The following is a 16,462-nucleotide window of genomic DNA, read 5'->3' as shown; positions in this document are numbered from 1 at the left end:
TCTAACACAAAAAAGAAAGCCTGCTATTAAAGCAGGCTCTTTATCTGGTACTCATTATCAAATAATTAAATTTGGGCGACCGCCATTTTACGGCGCAGGTATGCGATCTGCTGCATGTGCGGTAGATCTTTCGGACAGTTATCCTGGCAACCCAGCAGGGTCATACAGCCAAATACACCATCTTGATTACCGATAACATGATAAAAATCTTCAACGCTACGGCCATCACGGCTATCTAGCTCGAATCTTGCCAGCTTCATCATGCCGACAGCGCCAACGAAGGTTTCTCGCATCTGTTTAGTCGCACAGGCCGATACACAAACGCCACATTCGACACAACGCTCAAGCTCATAAAGCTTGGCAGCTTCTTCTGGTGACATTGGCGTTTCCAATCTATGAACGTCAGCATCATCAGCAACAGGGTGCAGCCACAGCTTTAAGCGCTCAGCCAGTTCACGCATAAACTTACCCGTATTAACCGAAAGATCACCGATTAACTCAAAGCCAGGTAACGGCATAAGAGTGAGTTCACCTTTTGGATATTTACTGGTTAATGTCCGACAAGCAAGCGTTGGAAAACCATTGATCACCATGGCGCAGCTGCCACAAATACCTGCCCGACAGACAAAATCAAACTGCAGAGACGTATCTTGATGTTCGCGTAACATGTTCAGTGCAATAAACACTGTCATGCCTGGCGTTTCTTCAATTTGGTACTTCACCATCTTCGGCTTATCACCAGCCTCTTGAGGGTCATATCTAAAGATATTAAAGGTTAAGGTACGGCCCTTAGCTGTCACTTGGCTCATTTAACTTTATCTCCCGCACTCTCATTACATAAGGTGTCACTTAAACGCTCATTTTTTGCTACCAAAGCTTCAGGCACTTCAAAAGGCATAACAGCATCTTGTCTTTCATGACGATCTGCATCATCACCCAGCTCACTCAATATTCGAGTGATCTCTTGCTCACGTTTGTCGGTATCTGGATGGGCAATCGCATTGTTTATGCCATAGCCACGATAGCCTGGTGGCAGCTCCATCTTCATGACATCGAGCTGTTCATAACTGAGTTCAGGTGAAAGTGAGTTTTCATCTGGCCAGCTTGAAAGCGTTCTGTTCAACCAATCTTTATCATTTCGTTGTGGAAAGTCTTCTCGAGCATGAGCGCCACGGCTCTCTGTTCGGGCTGCAGCGCCACAAGCCACCGTTAATGCAACTTTAATCATGCGCTTAACACGGAGCGCTTCGACAAGTTCTGGGTTGGCATGACGCTTCTTGCACTTTAGGCCAATAGCACGTGAACGCTTGAGTAGCGCTTGTAGTTCACAAACGGCTTTATCTAGTTCTGGGCCATTTCGGAAAATACCGACATAGTCCATCATGATCCTTTCCATCTCTTTTCTGAGCGCAAACGGGCTTTCACTGCCGTTGCCTTCAATCAGATCATCAATTTCGTCGCGTACCTTATCAACAAACGACTCGGCAAGGTTCGTGTCTATTTCTAAACTGTTTTCTTGACAGAAATCGGCAACATATTTACCAATAATCATACCGCCAACGACCGTTTCAGCCAGTGAGTTACCACCGAGACGGTTAAAGCCATGCATATCCCAGCAAGCTGCTTCACCGACACTAAACAAGCCTTTAAGCTGAGGGTTTTGACCGGTTTTATCTGTGCGAATACCACCCATGGAATAATGCTGAGTTGGGCGAACTGGGATCCATTCTTTAGCAGGATCAATACCAAGAAAGTTCTCACAGATCTCTTTCACTTCACGCAGGTTAGTCTCAACGTGCTTACGGCCCAGTAAGGTAATATCGAGCCATAAATGTGGACCATAAGGGCTATCAACCCCTTTGCCCTTACGCATATGCTCTGTCATACGACGCGAAACCACATCACGGGATGCCAGCTCTTTCTTCTCTGGCTCATAATCTGGCATAAAGCGATGGCCATCTTTATCACGTAACAAGCCGCCATCGCCGCGACAACCTTCGGTCGTTAAGATACCAACCGGCACAATAGCCGTAGGATGGAACTGAACCGCTTCCATATTACCTAGCTTGGCAACGCCAGTTTCTAGCGCAAGTGCCTGACCTATTCCTTCGCAGATAATGGCATTGGTAGAGACCTCATATAAACGGCCATAACCACCTGTCGCAATCGTGGTTGATTTACCTATATAAGCTCTGAGCTCACCTGTGATCATGCAGCGTGCAACGACACCGTGGCAACGCTTGCCATCATGGATCAGTGCTAACGCTTCAACACGCTCGTGAACAGGAATATCCATTGATATTGCTTTATTATCGACAGCGTAAAGTAAAGAATGCCCGGTGCCATCGGCGGTATAACAAGTACGCCATTTTTTTGTGCCACCAAAGTCACGAGCATTAATCAGACCGTGAGCCTCTTTGGCTTCATCAATCGTGACCTTCTCTGCATTGACAACGACCTGTCTAGGTCCTTCTGTCACTCGTGTCCAGGGAACGCCCCAGTTTGCCAGCTCTCTAACTGCTTTGGGCGCACAATGAGCAAACATACGAGCAACTTCTTGATCGCAGCCCCAATCAGAACCTTTTACCGTGTCTTGAAAATGAATATCTTCATCATCACCCATTCCTTTCACGGTATTGCCCAGACTCGCTTGCATTCCCCCTTGAGCTGCTGCGGAATGTGACCGCTTAGCAGGAATAAGAGAAAGCACTACAGTATCGAGTCCGCGTTCCTTGGAAGCTATAGCAACTCGCAAGCCAGCTAATCCAGCTCCAACCACTAAAGAATCGGTATATATCAGTTTCACACTTGCTCCTTTTAAAGCGTAAGGTTCTATTTTTTAAGTTTTAAGTTTTAAGTAAAATAGTTAAAGCTAAGACGACGGCCTTCGGCCTACCGCTGCGCCTATTCGACGGGCTACGCCCTAATAACGCTATCATCATCTTTTTGTAGGAGGGTGCTTTAGCCCCGATGTTCATGGGTTTATTCCCTTCTGGCTAAAGCCAGTCCTACAACTCACCCGACCAGCGCAGCATCTTCTCAGCTTTCCTAGGTTCTAGGTTCTAGGTTCTAGGACCTAGGAACTCGGCTCTTCTCTTCATTATGCATATGGTAAAAAAGCCAATAATGACGCCACTCCAATCAGCACAAATACCACACTGATAATGACTTTTATCTTTTTCATACGGGCGCGTGTATTAAGATCTCTAGCTGCGCCCCATTTTATTGCCACCCGGTAAACACCGATGGCAGCATGTAATTCAACGCTCAATAGCAAGGGCAGATATAACAGCCAAGCGCCATCGTTCCAAATTCTACTCGCTGAGCCTGATGGACCTATTGTTTCAGGCGCTGATCCGATAAGCCAAAGGTGTACTGGCAACAACACAAAGATAATGACACCGGTAACTGCCTGCCACACCCATTGCTGAGTATCCCCATGTTTAATGGTGCTCATCTGCTTTCTAAGTGCGCTCTGCTGTTTTATGCTCAATGGTAATTTTTGTAGAGCAACCAACACATGAATAAATACTAGCGCGCCTATTCCTATGGCAACAAGCGACACCACCCAAGGGTATCCGTGACCATCGGCACTCAGAAAATTGAGTTCCATCAAGCCGGCAACCCAAGTCATAGCGTCACCACCCAGTAATATTGATGAAACCAACACTAGGTGTGTCCATAAAAAGAGTGCCAAAATCACACCTGAAATACTCTGGCTCATATCGAGCCATGCACTCCAACGATTTACTCTCCCTTTCGCGACTGTATTTGTTGTTTTTATTGTATTTGTCGTGTTATCTACGATTACAGAATCATTAACCGCCATAGACCCTCACTTAATGTTGAGTAGCTACATCATCTAATACATTTATTAGATGTAATGATAATGTCGCTCACAAATCACTCCATTACAGTGAGGTAGATCAATTCAGTTCTAAATAATCAAGGATATCCTTATCTAATCAAGACTAATGACTAGCAGGCACATAGGGCTCTATAGGTAAAGACAGGCCGCTGCCAATATAAATGTAAGAAACTAAGCTCAATACACCTATGGTGATCAGGTAAATAATCATCACTTTAGCCAGCTTTCTTAAACCTACTCGATTAGCAGTTATCCCCCACTTCACCGCAACACGATACAAACCAATCATTGCGTGAATAACCACAGCGGGAAGCAGTAAGGCATAAAGCAGCCATGCATTGGCATGATAAACACGCTCTGCGGACAAGTGAGGGCCAATCTCAGGGTTAGTGATCATGGTAAATATATGTACTGGCGCTAAGAAAAATAGAATAAAACCGGTAATAAGCTGCCAGAACCAAGCATGACTGTCTTTATGTTTGATGACATTCATGTGTCTGCGAAGGGCTCGCCACTGGCCAATTTGTGCAGGGAAACGTCTCAGTGCTACGGCTGCATGCAACATGACAACAAGCATAATGAAGATAGAGAAAATTTTAGTAACAACAGGGAAGCCATGCCCAGTATCGCTAAACATCCCTCCTTCTAATATTTGTACAACCTGATAAAACGCTTCCTTACCAAACAGGATGCTTGACTCAAAATGTAAGTGCGCTAACAAAAAACAGCCTAATAAGAGGCCAGTAGCACTTTGAATTTTGTCCGCTTTCGCAGACCATGGATGTCCAGCGATTCCAGGTACGCTAGATGCAGGTAGTAGAGTTCTCACAGTCATGTTCTTATAGTGCCTATTGTCGGAACTTACACTCTATCAGGAAGGTTATTGAAGAGATGTTCATCCTAAGAGTTTCGTGATTTAACTCACGGCAATATGGCTAGGTATTTGAAGCGTGTCACAAACAATGGTTATATTTAAAAACAGAGGTCATACCAATTAACCAATTTAATTCAAACGCTTACACCTTTAATTCAAACAGAACAATTAAGCGCAGTTCTTTATAGTTTTCAGGTGCATAAGTCAAAACACACCCATTTCCTCCCTAAAAAATCGCTATGTTTAATATTTCCCAGTTTTCAGCTCAAGCCTTTCACTCGCTGCATATATTTACCAAGATAAACCTAAGCCACAAATGCTTGTAAACTCGCTTACATCCCCCCTTGGGTATACAATAGCCGCAATTTTACAAGTAACGAGATGATTCCATGCCTTGGATCCAACTAAAAATTGATACCGATAACCAACACGCAGATGCATTAAGTGACCTGCTGATGGAAGAAGGTTCACTGTCTATCACCCTTGAAGATGGTAAAGATACGCCCATTTACGAGCCTACATTGGGTGAAACACCACTTTGGAATCACACTGTTCTTACTGCACTATTTGAAGCCGACAGAGATCTAGCTATCATCGTAGAGCAACTTAAGTTACTGCCTTATCTTGGTACCGATTTTAGCTATAAGATTGAACAAGTTGAAGACAAAGATTGGGAACGAGAATGGATGGATAACTTCCACCCAATTAAGTTCGGCCAACGCCTATGGATCTGTCCTAGTTGGCGTGAAATCCCTGACCCTGAAGCAGTCAATGTTATATTGGATCCAGGTTTAGCCTTCGGTACCGGAACTCATCCGACGACCGCTTTATGTCTTGAGTGGCTTGATGGACTGAAATTGATTGATAAAGAGGTCATCGATTTTGGTTGTGGGTCAGGAATTTTAGCCGTTGCAGCCCTAAAACTAGGTGCCAAAGTAGTTACTGGGATTGATATTGACTATCAGGCAATAGACGCATCTAAAGCCAACGCTGAACGCAATGACGTTTTAGACCAAATAAGCCTCTACCTTCCCGAAGATCAACCAGCAGATTTAAAGGCAGATGTCTTAGTTGCCAACATTCTTGCGGGCCCACTGCGAGAGTTAGCCCCATTAATCGCTGAAAAAGTAAAATCTGGTGGTCAATTAGCCCTGTCTGGACTTTTAAAAGAACAGGCTGAGGAAATTGCTGAATTTTACACCGAGTGGTTCGATATGGACGCGCCTGCTCACAAAGAAGATTGGAGTCGCTTGACAGGTATACGTAAATAGCAGTAGTACGCGACACAGCTTGTGTTGCCTATGTCTTCTCCACTTTTAAAAGTCAAGAAAAAAAGTTTCTCTCAGGTCATTTATTGACCTTTTCACCGGCTTAAAAAAGGCGTACTATAGCGCCCCTTTGGAGCGCTAGGTGTGTTGAAAATGCAGATTGGACCCTATCAACTGAAAAACCGGTTGATCGTGGCACCAATGGCAGGTGTCACAGACCAACCCTTTAGAAATCTTTGTATTCGTTATGGCGCTGCCATGGCGGTTTCAGAGATGCTTTCATCTAATCCTGATGTTTGGGATACCGATAAAAGCCGCCAGCGCATGAGTCATGCTGGTGAAAATGGGATACGCTCAGTACAAATCGCAGGTGCCGATCCTGAATTGATGGCTAATGCCGCTGTTGTTAACGTACAGCAAGGGGCACAAATCATCGATATCAATATGGGCTGTCCTGCTAAAAAAGTGAATAGAAAGCTAGCTGGATCAGCATTACTGCAAGACCCTGTGCAAGTAAAAGCAATTTTACAGGCCGTGGTGGCAGCAGTTGATGTACCAGTGACCCTGAAAATTCGAACCGGTTGGGCTCCAGAACACAGGAACGGTGTTCAAATCGCCCAGATAGCTGAAGAATGTGGAATAGCCTCGTTAGCTGTACATGGCCGAACTAGGCAATGCATGTATAAAGGTAACGCTGAATACGACACAATTAAGGCTATCAAACAGAATATCTCGATTCCAGTTGTTGCTAATGGAGATATTGTCACCCCAGAGAAAGCACGTTTTGTGCTGGAACATACGGGTGTCGATGCTCTCATGATAGGACGAGGTGCCCAAGGACGGCCTTGGATTTTCCGAGAAATCCAACATTACCTGGAAACGGGTAGCAAGCTAGCGCCTGTTGAGATGGATGAAAAGCGTCATGTGATGCTGGAACATCTCCAAAACTTGTACGAACTTTACGGTACGTATAAGGGGATCCGTTTTGCTAGAAAGCATGTTGGATGGTATTTGGACCAGGAAGAACAGCGCCCATTCCGTGCCGAGTTTAATCGGCTGGAAACTGTTGAAGAACAAGGTTCCATGGTGGAACGCTATTTTGATGAAATTGCACAGAATTAATTAAAGAGCAGAATACGAATGTTTGATCAGACTACTAACACAGAAACTCATCAGCTTACAGTTGGCAAAATCGAAACCGCTAACGGTACTATCAAGCCTCAGTTACTACGTGACGCTGTAAAGCGCGCAGTAACAAACTTCTTCGCTCAGATGGACGGACAAGAAGCTGAAGAAGTATATGAAATGGTGTTGAGCGAAGTTGAAGCTCCTCTGCTAGATATCATCATGCAGCACACACGTGGCAACCAGACACGTGCAGCGAACATGCTAGGTATCAACCGCGGTACTCTGCGTAAGAAATTAAAAAAGTACGGCATGAACTAAATCGTTCATACTTTACTAGATAAAAAAACCAGCTTCGGCTGGTTTTTTTATCTCTAATTTTTACGATCAACTTAATCTACATCATAAAAACACCAATTCCCGACTAAATTACTCAAGTATTTCTTGTCAGCAACGAGCGTCTGCGATTACCATGATTTAAAGATATAAAATAAATGCAGCTTTGGAGCAATGTATGAGCACCACATCACAACCAGTCAAAGATATCTCTCAACAACGTGTCGGCCAGTTGGTTGCCGATGATTTTCGGGCTGCACATATATTCAGTCAGTTCGGTATCGACTTTTGCTGTGGCGGTGGCCGCTCACTGGCCTCAGCTTGTGAGAAGGCAGATGCAAAATTGTCTGAAGTTGAAGCAGCACTTCTGGCCAGTGCTGTTTCAGGTCAAAAGGAGGATAGTTTAAATCAGCTTCCTGTTGATCAGCTTATCGATTATATCGAAGATACACACCATACCTATGTTAGAGAGAAAGCGCCTTTGCTGATCGAATATAGCCAGAAAATGGTGCGTGCTCACGGTGAACATTATGAAGAGATAAAACCGCTGGCGGGTTGGATTCAAGCCCTCATTGAAGACCTAGTCCCTCACCTGATGAAAGAGGAGCGAATCCTATTTCCATCTATCCGAGCAATGGCTGCTGGTGAACAGGTCAATGGCTGTTTTGGTCATATTGGCAACCCAATCAATGCTATGGAGCATGATCACAATGATGCGAGCTTAGTGCTTGAGAAGATTAGAGAGCTAACCAATAACTATCAGCCACCTCAGCATGCATGCACAACCTGGAGAGTCTGTTATGCCTCTCTAGCAGAGTTTGAAGCCGACCTGATGCAGCACATCCATATTGAGAACAACATCCTATTCACTAAAGCATTAAGCTTGGCTGAGTAAATCGGTATAAATTTCAGATACAAAAAAGGCCAGTTATACCAACCGGAATAACTGGCCTAATACCAATTGGAATTAGATTTAGTACAGATTTAAATACGCCTATAGGAACGCGATAAGTTCTTGAAGTGAGCTGACTTCTACATGAGGAAGTAATCCATGACTCATGACACTTTTAGCACCATCAAACTTTGGGTTTAACCAAGCTGACTGACAGCCCGCTAATCTAGCACCCTGCACATCTGAGACATGGCTATCACCGACATGGAGTAAACTGTGCAAAGGGATATCGAGTTTTCGACATGCACTATAAAACATATCAGGATAAGGCTTCATACGAGTCCCTTGACCTGGGTGAAGCACAAAATCTAATACATTGCCTAAACCAATCTTGTCTGCATCAACATTGCCATTGGTGATGCCAATGAGAGGATATTGTTCACTCAAGGCTTCGAGTAACTTAATCACAGGTTTGGAGACGGTAAAAGCTGAACGTGCTGCTAAGAAATGGTTCAGACCGGCATTAGCCCCCTCCTCCGACTCACCACGGGAATAGCCCAAGCCTAACAAGCCTTGCTCCAACATAATAAGTCGTGCGGCTGTAGTATCATGCGCTAGCTCAGGATGGTTCAGAATGAGTCGCTTTTTTAATTCCAGCCAATCAGTTCTTTGCCAGCGCAATGTTTCAGAGTAACGATAATTTAAAAACTCTAGCAGTGATTGCTCTGCGGCTCTGATTATCGGGCCGTTATCATATAAGGTGTCATCGAGGTCAAAGCTGATAGCGGAGAAACTATGAGGCCGTAGATAAATCTTCATTCGTTTTCTGTTCCTGTAAACTCACTAGCAAGTTTAACCGCTCTAGTGACTGATAAAGAGCCGGAGTTCAGTTTAATCATCAGCTATCTTCCCCTTAGATTTATCTGTACCTTTGTTTCTTGATGCCCTTGGATGAGCCCCATCATACACCTTAGCCAGATGCTGAAAGTCTAAACTGGTATAGATCTGAGTCGTGGATAAATTGGCATGTCCAAGCAGCTCCTGTACAGCTCGTAGATCGGCACTCGATTCAAGCATATGCGTGGCAAATGAATGCCGCAGTTTATGCGGGTGCACCTTCATATTTAAGGCTTGCTCTTGCCCCCATTTAGCTAATCGGGCCTGAATGCTCCGATGAGCTAAACGCCTTCCTTTGCTCGTCACAAATAAGGCCTCATTTTCACAGGGAATGTTTTCTCTCAGCAACAACCAGGCTTCTATTGCCTCTAAGGCATACCTACCAATCGGAATAATCCTTTCCTTACTTCCCTTGCCCATAACCTTGACTTGTTTATCTGAAAAATAAATATCATCGACATCAATAGCCGCCAACTCAGCCAAGCGTAAACCTGAGGAGTAGAACAGCTCCATGATGGCTTTATCACGCACGCTTAAGGGATCATCACCATCAATGTCCAGTAAATGAGTGATCGAATCGAGATCCATATTCTTAGGTAGCGGCTTATTTTGCTTAGGTGCACTTAGACTCTTTGCGGGATTAGACTGAATAACACCTTCTCTGAGTAAGAACTCACAGAACTGTTTAACAGCAGAAAGCGTCAATGATAAAGATCGTGGGCTTAGGCCCTGACGATGTAGTTGGCTTAACGTATGTTGAATTTGTTCGTGGCTGACTTGGGACCATAGAACTGGGGGTGAGCTGTTACCTTCTAGTTTTCCGGTGACTCTATTCAATTCATAAAGATAGTTACGCACCGTATGTGCAGAAAACTGACGCTCTGCACTGAGGTAACTCTCAAACTGTTTAAACCAAAGAGTATTCATTGCGCCCTCATTATTTATGAGCAAGAAAATACTCAAAAGCCGCTACTATAGCTTAGGCAAAAGATGATCTAAAAGTTGCTTCAGTTGATCGAGTAGTAAGTGATCCATCTCAGGGTGGAAATGCATAGCGTCTTGACTCGCAATAGCAAAGATCACTTGACCACACTGCTCAGATAATCGAGATAAGGCCACTGAGCCAACTTCACAGCCAAATAAACGTTTAGATTCAAGCGTTGTTAACCGGCCAAAATAATAGCCTTGGCTAAGACGCTTGCTCCAGATCTTCGATAACTCACTATCAAGATCATGCACAGTAATAAGACGCACATGACTAAAATGGAACTGAGTTCTCAAGCCTTCTGATAGCTCTTGTCTCAGCTCACCCAAGTCTTCACACTGCAGCATCTTAAGGGATAGCTGAGTATTAAACATATAGATCATTTCATTACGGGTCGCCATTCCCATCAAGGAGGTTATCTCCTCCTCAAGCTGCTGTACCCTGCTACGCAACATCTCCTGTTGACGCTGAACCAAGGACACAGCTCCACGTTCTGCATGTGGGATCCGCATGGCCAACAACAGCTCTGGATAACGACTAAAAAAGTCAGGATTATCCAGTAGGTATTCTCGGATCAATATTTCATCAAAAGGTAGCGGTTTCTTCACATTAGTCATTTCAGTCATGTTTGTATCTGTCCGTCATATACGTGCTCTGCAGGGCCTGTCATCCATAATGGCTTACCTTCCCCCTCCCAATTGATGGTTAAACTCCCTCCCGGCAGGTCAACACGGACACTCTGTTCAAGCTTGCCCTGTAACTGACCGACGACGGCAGCTGCACATGCACCAGTGCCACAAGCTAACGTTTCCCCTGTACCTCGCTCATAAACACGTAGCTTGATGTGCCCCGAGTTAATCACTTGCATAAATCCAACGTTGACGCCTTTCGGAAAACGCTCATTTTGAGTCAGTAGCTCACCGACACCTTCAACGTCAGCAGTCTCAATATCCTCAACATCCAATACACAATGTGGATTTCCCATAGAGACAGCACCACAAAGAAAGGTCTGCATCTGAGTATCGCCACCACCGGTTTGTAGCAGGTAAGTTTTTTCAGGTCTTTTGGCGTTGAATGGGATTTTACTCGGTTCGAGTACTGGAATGCCCATATTAACCGTGACATTGCCATTATGCTCTAATCGCAAGGTGAGCTTGCCATTTGAGGTGCTGACTCTAATTTTTTGTTTGTTGGTCAATCCTTTATTTCGCACGAAACGAGCAAAACAGCGAGCACCGTTACCACATTGTTCAACCTCCCCCCCATCTGCATTAAAGATACGATAATGAAAATCGAGATCGGGATCATAGGGAGGCTCCACCAAAAGCAATTGATCGAAACCGATACCAAACTTTCGGTCGGACAGGCGCTTTATCTGCTCGGGTGAAAAGAACACATTCTGTGTTACCCCATCGACGACCATAAAGTCATTGCCTAGACCATGCATTTTAGTGAAATGGATCAAGTTGGATTTCCTTCAAATCTCAGCGAACCGTCTGCCAGATTAAGTCATAAGACGTTAATTCAGTACGGAACAGAAATATCTTCAAGTATTATATACAGTTTACGGCAGTAATTGCTCACCTTGCCATAGCTGAGCCATCTTTTCTCTTTCGCGGACCAGATGTGCCTGCTCACCGTCTACCATTAACTCAGCAGCACGAGGACGCGAGTTATAGTTCGATGACATCGTAAAACCATAAGCACCTGATGAACGAACCGCCAGATAGTCATTAGCAGCTAGGCATAACTGTCGGTCTTTTCCTAGAAAGTCACCCGTCTCACATACAGGCCCAACAATATCGTAGTTTAGACTTTCGCCAACACGTGGGTTAACAGGAATAATATTTTGCCAGGCACTGTAAAGCGCAGGACGGATCAGATCGTTCATCGCTCCATCAACGAGCGCAAAGTGTTTATTGCCATTACCTTTCAGATAAAGTACTTGAGTCACAAAGATGCCTGCATTCGCAGCTATCGCACGGCCAGGTTCAAAAATAAGTTTAAGATCTCTATCGCCTAAACGTTCGAGTAATGCAGCGGCATAAACATCTGGCTGTGGCGGAGTTTCATCATCATATGGCACCCCTAAACCACCACCAACATCAAAGTGTTCGATTTGAATACCTTGCTCAGCAAGACGATCCACTAAGGCTAACATACGGTCCATCGCATCGAGGAAAGGCTGCATCTCTGTTAGTTGCGAACCAATATGGCAATCGACACCTTTAACCTTTAAATGTGGCAGAGAAGCTGCTCGAGCAAAAATAGCTTCAGCCTCTTCCATCGCAATACCAAATTTATTGTCTTTAAGCCCTGTTGAGATATACGGGTGAGTACCGGCGTCCACATCTGGGTTCACACGTAACGACACGGGAGCGACTTTACCTAGACGCCCAGCAACGATGTTGAGCTGTTCAAGCTCTGCGGCAGACTCGACGTTAAAGCAATAGATACCTAAGTTTAGCGCCATCTCCATTTCTGATACCGTTTTACCAACACCAGAGAAAACCACCTTACTCGGGTCTCCCCCAGCTTGAATAACCCGTTGTAATTCACCTCCAGACACGATATCAAAACCACTGCCTAAACGTGCGAGTACATTCAAGACAGCAATATTGGAGTTGGCCTTTACGGCGTAACAGATAAGATGCGGATGTTCAGCAACCGCACGGTCAAATGCATACCAATGACGTTCCAGCGTAGCGCGTGAGTAGATATACAAAGGTGTACCATGAATACGGGCTAACTCTGCTACTGAACAATCTTCAGCAAACAGTTCATTATTTTTATAGAGAAAATGATCCAAAAGTTTATTCCTTATTGCTTTGTTTTTTTGGCTGCTGTTGTTCTTCTGTCTGGTTGTCTTGTTTGTCCGGCGATTTATATAGCGCCCCCTTTTGACCACATGCGGCAGCAAAAAGGCTGACAAAAATTATCAGTGAACACAGTCTCATTTTTCTCAACATCAATCTTTCCATCTAAATAGGGTATGAGTGCGATTTTTTTATCTTATCTGTTTTGAGTCTTTCGGATCCGGAAGATAACCCCCGAAATAGACTCAGTCTACTGATGTTGCAGAGTTCAGCTTTCTACGTCAAGCACATAAAGGCCTAATACATATTAAACTGAATATTTTTCTATCATGAGCTGACCTGCAGGTTTATTTAATAAAAAGTGTTGGAGCATAACAATGGCGATTGATACTATGTTCACAATCACAATATGCCCTAAATAAAGGACGAAAACAGATGTCGATAACAGACTCACAATTTCACCAACTTGCCGATGAGATGTTTCAGTCCATAGACGAGGCCATAGAATACGCAATCGATGAACAAGATGCCGATGTCGATATAGACGCTTCTGGCAATGTATTGCAATTAGAGTTCGAAGATGGCTCTAAAATTGTAATCAATAAACAAGAGCCCTTACATCAGATCTGGGTTGCCACTAAGTTTGGCGGCTATCACTTCTCTTATGTAGAAGGGAAATGGGTAGATAGCCGCAATGGCACTGAGTTTATGCCTTTCGTTTTAGAGTCGATTCAGAAACAAAGTGGCATCAATTTGTCGCTATAATGTTTAAGCGTGTAGAGATACTAAGGGAGCCTAAGGCTCCCTTTTACATCATTGATAAAAAAGCATTAGAAATCCATTTCCACTTCATCAATAGAGATCCCAAAAGGGATCGCCCGTAAACGTCCATCAATTCGTATTAACCGAAAAAATTGCGGCAGGTTAAATCTATGAGTTGCCGTCTCTGGTTCCTCAAATGCATGGTTATGACTCACTTTACTGACTAATTCATCGACACTGACACCATGCTGAATATAATGATTAAGCTCGTTATGTTCGTTGAGCACGAACACATCAACCCCCTCCTCACTGGGGCGTAAAAAATATTGAATTGCACCTCTAGCGGCAAAATCCTGAATCACATCGGGCGCCATGGTCAAAGGTTCATTACCTAGATTTGGCCGAGGAAGCTCAATCAGCATACGAGTAGTGAGCTGCTGATAAAACGCTTTAGCATCCTTAAGGTCTTGATATACCATGCCCTTACTATTAAAAAATAAACCATACTGCACCTTAGCCACTTTTAATGGGTATACCAGAGTTGATGATGAGGACACATTTGAACTTAAACGTGCTGCTCGCCTCACTAAATTTATTACCGTTTGTTCAAACTGAACTTTCAATCTAGCAGAGCCACTGACAACCTCTATCTCTACCTGTTCACTAGAGCGGCGAATTCCTGGCGTAATAAAAGCAAGCACTTCTAAGATGGCAAGATCTCCCTCAAAATGCTGACAATGCCACTCTCCCCATGAATTAAGGCTGAAAAGATCGATAGACTCCAACATATTCTGCTCCGCGCGACCTAAAGAAAAAATGTTGGCATTAAGATAATCGACCATTATCTCTTGTCCTTGCCACTCAGATGTCGAATCTTTATCAAAATTTAGCAAGAATAAAAGCTTACGATATTGCCAAGGCTGATAAAGATCCATGTTGGACACTTTTTTACCTATGGGGTCAAAGCTTGTGGATAAGCGTAAGGCTGCATCGGTTAATCGAGTCGATTTTTTCCGACCTTTATCAAGTTCATACCACTGAGTCATGCCTTCAGAAACCCCATTGAGCACCGCCCACACAAGAAGTTTTGCCTGACTCCTTGATTGGTAGACCGCACGCTGACCAATGAAGGACTTTCTCTGGGGAGGACAGCAGTACAGACAATATTCCTCCAGGTTATGACTATAGACAAGCGTCAGATGCCGCTCTGCAATAGATTCGCTCCAAAGGCGGTTCAAACCGATGATTTGGTTACTGTCACTACTAAAATAGGTATGTAACTTGCGAGTCAGGAGGCCGAGTTCAGACAGCTTCAAACTTTCACTCAACTTGTGGGTCGATGCGAACTGCAATAAGGTTTGATAACTACCAAGCATCAGCTCATTTAACTGCTCGTTAAACCACTGCAGTTGGCCGCAATGCCAATGCTCACAATTATCCAGTGTCTCTAGTAAACTCTTTGACCAATTCCAACTCTCAACCAGACGACTCAGCTTACGATAACGCCAATCCTGCGCCTGCTCAGGCTCACTCAAACGTACGCCACATTTGAGATAAAAACATCGACGAGCAATCTCTAATCGACGTGGTTCTTGTTGAGCGACCAGATATTTGTCTATCGATTCATAGAGCAGATAATAGCTATCGTTGGCAGATGAAAAATCCCCCTCTATGGTGTGTTGCCACACTTTTTCGCTGATAAACTCGGTATTTGGATAGTTAGATGCGTAGGATTCAAGTAACAATACTTTCAGCAAAGCCTTATGGGGTTTATCCAATCCTTTATAAAGCTGCCATAGCGAGGCGCCAAAATATTCACAGGCTGGGATTTGATCAACACTTCCTAAGCTGAGTAAGCCCTCAATGTTTTGAGATTTTGGCCACCACGCCACTTGCTTACCCGCTAAACATATTTGGCTACGATAAAACTCTTCCAATAATAACCAGTGCTGTGCACTGCCGCTGTGTTCATTACCAATGGCACTAACAGCCTCTCCAGCCACAGATTTAATGCCGATAAACTGTTCAGGGTGAACCAGATAAATGTTCACTTCTAAAGCATGTTGTGCGAACCATGACGTTAACAAGGCTGACTTTTCCTGCAATAGTCGGCACTCTTCAGGGCTCAGCAGGCGATCATGAACCAGCCAGACATCGATATCACTCTTAGGGTTTTGCCCAAAGCTGGACATGCTTCCCATGCTATAAACCCCTTCAATCGCCGCTTGCCTAACGAGGTGAACCATAGGCTTGACGAGCCCTAAAGTTTCACAGGCTAACAGCTCAAGCTCTGAGGGTTGATATTCGAATACACCTGATGGTGTCATTGGGCCGTTGTAACCAGGATAACCAGCTCTGTGATAATGAAACAAAAGCGGGATTAGGCTAAGAAGATCTCTTTTAAGAGGGGATAATAAAGCACGCGCACGCGCTAACCTTACTCGATTTAATCGTTCGGCGGTTTCAATGAAGTGATTTCGTTCATTTTGCAATTAAGGTCACACCAGGGTGCAGAGTCAAAACAGCCTCATGCTAGCAGTTTTGCGACTAACAGTGAATAAACGAGACTAAGATCACATTTTTGACTAGAAAAGTTTGAGGCAGACTTCAAAGAATCAAACCCTGTTTGTTACATCTAA

At 44.2% G+C, this 16,462-nt stretch carries 16 protein-coding genes; 5 read left to right on the top strand and 11 right to left on the bottom strand.

The features are described from left to right. Positions 1-65: 65 nt before the first annotated feature. The 4 genes from FM038_RS02560 to FM038_RS02545 all read right to left on the bottom strand — a co-directional run bounded on the left by FM038_RS02560 (position 66) and on the right by FM038_RS02545 (position 4,703). Complete coding sequence (locus FM038_RS02560) at positions 66-809, bottom strand: fumarate reductase iron-sulfur subunit (RefSeq protein WP_142871812.1); 744 nt, start codon at positions 807-809, stop codon at positions 66-68. Beyond that, positions 806-2,806 carry a fumarate reductase flavoprotein subunit gene (locus tag FM038_RS02555; protein WP_142871811.1) on the bottom strand — a complete coding sequence of 667 codons (2,001 nt, stop codon included), beginning with the start codon at positions 2,804-2,806 and terminating at the stop codon, positions 806-808. Before FM038_RS02555 ends, FM038_RS02560 begins: the two co-directional genes overlap by 4 nt. Positions 2,807-3,100: 294 nt before the next feature. Then, a complete protein-coding gene (locus FM038_RS02550; protein WP_142871810.1) occupies positions 3,101-3,829 on the bottom strand; it encodes a fumarate reductase cytochrome b subunit in 729 nt (242 codons plus the stop codon). A gap of 142 nt (positions 3,830-3,971) precedes the next feature. Next, on the bottom strand, positions 3,972-4,703 hold the full coding sequence (locus tag FM038_RS02545; protein ID WP_142871809.1) for a fumarate reductase cytochrome b subunit: 732 nt from the start codon (positions 4,701-4,703) through the stop codon (positions 3,972-3,974). Between the two features lie 428 nt (positions 4,704-5,131). Here FM038_RS02545 and prmA point away from each other — a divergent pair, with 428 nt between their 5' ends. The 4 genes from prmA to ric all read left to right on the top strand — a co-directional run bounded on the left by prmA (position 5,132) and on the right by ric (position 8,366). Beyond that, on the top strand, positions 5,132-6,013 hold the full coding sequence (gene prmA, locus FM038_RS02540) for a 50S ribosomal protein L11 methyltransferase (RefSeq protein ID WP_195873197.1): 882 nt from the start codon (positions 5,132-5,134) through the stop codon (positions 6,011-6,013). Between the two features lie 150 nt (positions 6,014-6,163). Next, on the top strand, positions 6,164-7,132 hold the full coding sequence (gene dusB / locus FM038_RS02535) for a tRNA dihydrouridine synthase DusB (RefSeq protein ID WP_195873196.1): 969 nt from the start codon (positions 6,164-6,166) through the stop codon (positions 7,130-7,132). Between the two features lie 18 nt (positions 7,133-7,150). After that, on the top strand, positions 7,151-7,456 hold the full coding sequence (gene fis / locus FM038_RS02530) for a DNA-binding transcriptional regulator Fis (RefSeq protein WP_005496187.1): 306 nt from the start codon (positions 7,151-7,153) through the stop codon (positions 7,454-7,456). Positions 7,457-7,649: 193 nt separating this feature from the next. After that, positions 7,650-8,366, top strand: coding sequence for an iron-sulfur cluster repair di-iron protein (gene ric, locus FM038_RS02525; RefSeq protein WP_142871808.1), 717 nt, complete (start codon positions 7,650-7,652; stop codon positions 8,364-8,366). Positions 8,367-8,465: 99 nt separating this feature from the next. Here the strand turns inward: ric and FM038_RS02520 are convergent, their stop codons facing one another. The 6 genes from FM038_RS02520 to lptM all read right to left on the bottom strand — a co-directional run bounded on the left by FM038_RS02520 (position 8,466) and on the right by lptM (position 13,214). Further along, the gene (locus FM038_RS02520; RefSeq protein WP_142871807.1) at positions 8,466-9,182 is read right to left on the bottom strand and encodes an HAD-IA family hydrolase; all 717 of its coding nucleotides are present in this window, start codon (positions 9,180-9,182) and stop codon (positions 8,466-8,468) included. 72 nt (positions 9,183-9,254) lie between these two features. Further along, positions 9,255-10,187 carry a tyrosine recombinase XerC gene (gene xerC, locus FM038_RS02515; RefSeq protein WP_142871806.1) on the bottom strand — a complete coding sequence of 311 codons (933 nt, stop codon included), beginning with the start codon at positions 10,185-10,187 and terminating at the stop codon, positions 9,255-9,257. Positions 10,188-10,232: 45 nt separating this feature from the next. Next, a complete protein-coding gene (locus tag FM038_RS02510; protein WP_142871805.1) occupies positions 10,233-10,871 on the bottom strand; it encodes a DUF484 family protein in 639 nt (212 codons plus the stop codon). Then, positions 10,868-11,710: a diaminopimelate epimerase gene (dapF, locus tag FM038_RS02505; RefSeq protein ID WP_195873195.1), complete on the bottom strand. Its 843-nt coding sequence runs from the start codon at positions 11,708-11,710 to the stop codon at positions 10,868-10,870. Before dapF ends, FM038_RS02510 begins: the two co-directional genes overlap by 4 nt. Positions 11,711-11,809: 99 nt before the next feature. After that, positions 11,810-13,054 carry a diaminopimelate decarboxylase gene (gene lysA, locus FM038_RS02500; RefSeq protein ID WP_142871804.1) on the bottom strand — a complete coding sequence of 415 codons (1,245 nt, stop codon included), beginning with the start codon at positions 13,052-13,054 and terminating at the stop codon, positions 11,810-11,812. Between the two features lie 4 nt (positions 13,055-13,058). Further along, positions 13,059-13,214 carry an LPS translocon maturation chaperone LptM gene (gene lptM, locus FM038_RS02495; protein WP_142871803.1) on the bottom strand — a complete coding sequence of 52 codons (156 nt, stop codon included), beginning with the start codon at positions 13,212-13,214 and terminating at the stop codon, positions 13,059-13,061. A 282-nt stretch (positions 13,215-13,496) separates the two neighbouring features. Between lptM and cyaY the strand changes: the two genes are divergently transcribed. Continuing rightward, positions 13,497-13,826: an iron donor protein CyaY gene (gene cyaY / locus FM038_RS02490; RefSeq protein WP_142871802.1), complete on the top strand. Its 330-nt coding sequence runs from the start codon at positions 13,497-13,499 to the stop codon at positions 13,824-13,826. 65 nt (positions 13,827-13,891) lie between these two features. Here cyaY and FM038_RS02485 read toward each other — a convergent pair whose 3' ends face one another. Then, the gene (locus FM038_RS02485) at positions 13,892-16,315 is read right to left on the bottom strand and encodes a class I adenylate cyclase (RefSeq protein WP_142871801.1); all 2,424 of its coding nucleotides are present in this window, start codon (positions 16,313-16,315) and stop codon (positions 13,892-13,894) included. Between the last annotated feature and the right edge of the window lie 147 nt (positions 16,316-16,462).

The organism is Shewanella eurypsychrophilus (assembly GCF_007004545.3).
Lineage (GTDB): Bacteria > Pseudomonadota > Gammaproteobacteria > Enterobacterales > Shewanellaceae > Shewanella > Shewanella eurypsychrophilus.
Note: the sequence above shows the minus strand (reverse complement) of the source record. Positions and strands in the feature narration are given on the sequence as shown.

Coding starts and splice junctions, on each gene's coding strand:
- lptM (WP_142871803.1), bottom strand. CDS start 13,214: ATGTTGAGAAAAATGAGACTGTGTTCACTGATAATTTTTGTCAGCCTT.
- FM038_RS02510 (WP_142871805.1), bottom strand. CDS start 10,871: ATGACTGAAATGACTAATGTGAAGAAACCGCTACCTTTTGATGAAATA.
- FM038_RS02545 (WP_142871809.1), bottom strand. CDS start 4,703: ATGACTGTGAGAACTCTACTACCTGCATCTAGCGTACCTGGAATCGCT.
- xerC (WP_142871806.1), bottom strand. CDS start 10,187: ATGAATACTCTTTGGTTTAAACAGTTTGAGAGTTACCTCAGTGCAGAG.
- FM038_RS02520 (WP_142871807.1), bottom strand. CDS start 9,182: ATGAAGATTTATCTACGGCCTCATAGTTTCTCCGCTATCAGCTTTGAC.
- cyaY (WP_142871802.1), top strand. CDS start 13,497: ATGTCGATAACAGACTCACAATTTCACCAACTTGCCGATGAGATGTTT.
- dusB (WP_195873196.1), top strand. CDS start 6,164: ATGCAGATTGGACCCTATCAACTGAAAAACCGGTTGATCGTGGCACCA.
- prmA (WP_195873197.1), top strand. CDS start 5,132: ATGCCTTGGATCCAACTAAAAATTGATACCGATAACCAACACGCAGAT.
- FM038_RS02550 (WP_142871810.1), bottom strand. CDS start 3,829: ATGGCGGTTAATGATTCTGTAATCGTAGATAACACGACAAATACAATA.
- FM038_RS02560 (WP_142871812.1), bottom strand. CDS start 809: ATGAGCCAAGTGACAGCTAAGGGCCGTACCTTAACCTTTAATATCTTT.
- fis (WP_005496187.1), top strand. CDS start 7,151: ATGTTTGATCAGACTACTAACACAGAAACTCATCAGCTTACAGTTGGC.
- ric (WP_142871808.1), top strand. CDS start 7,650: ATGAGCACCACATCACAACCAGTCAAAGATATCTCTCAACAACGTGTC.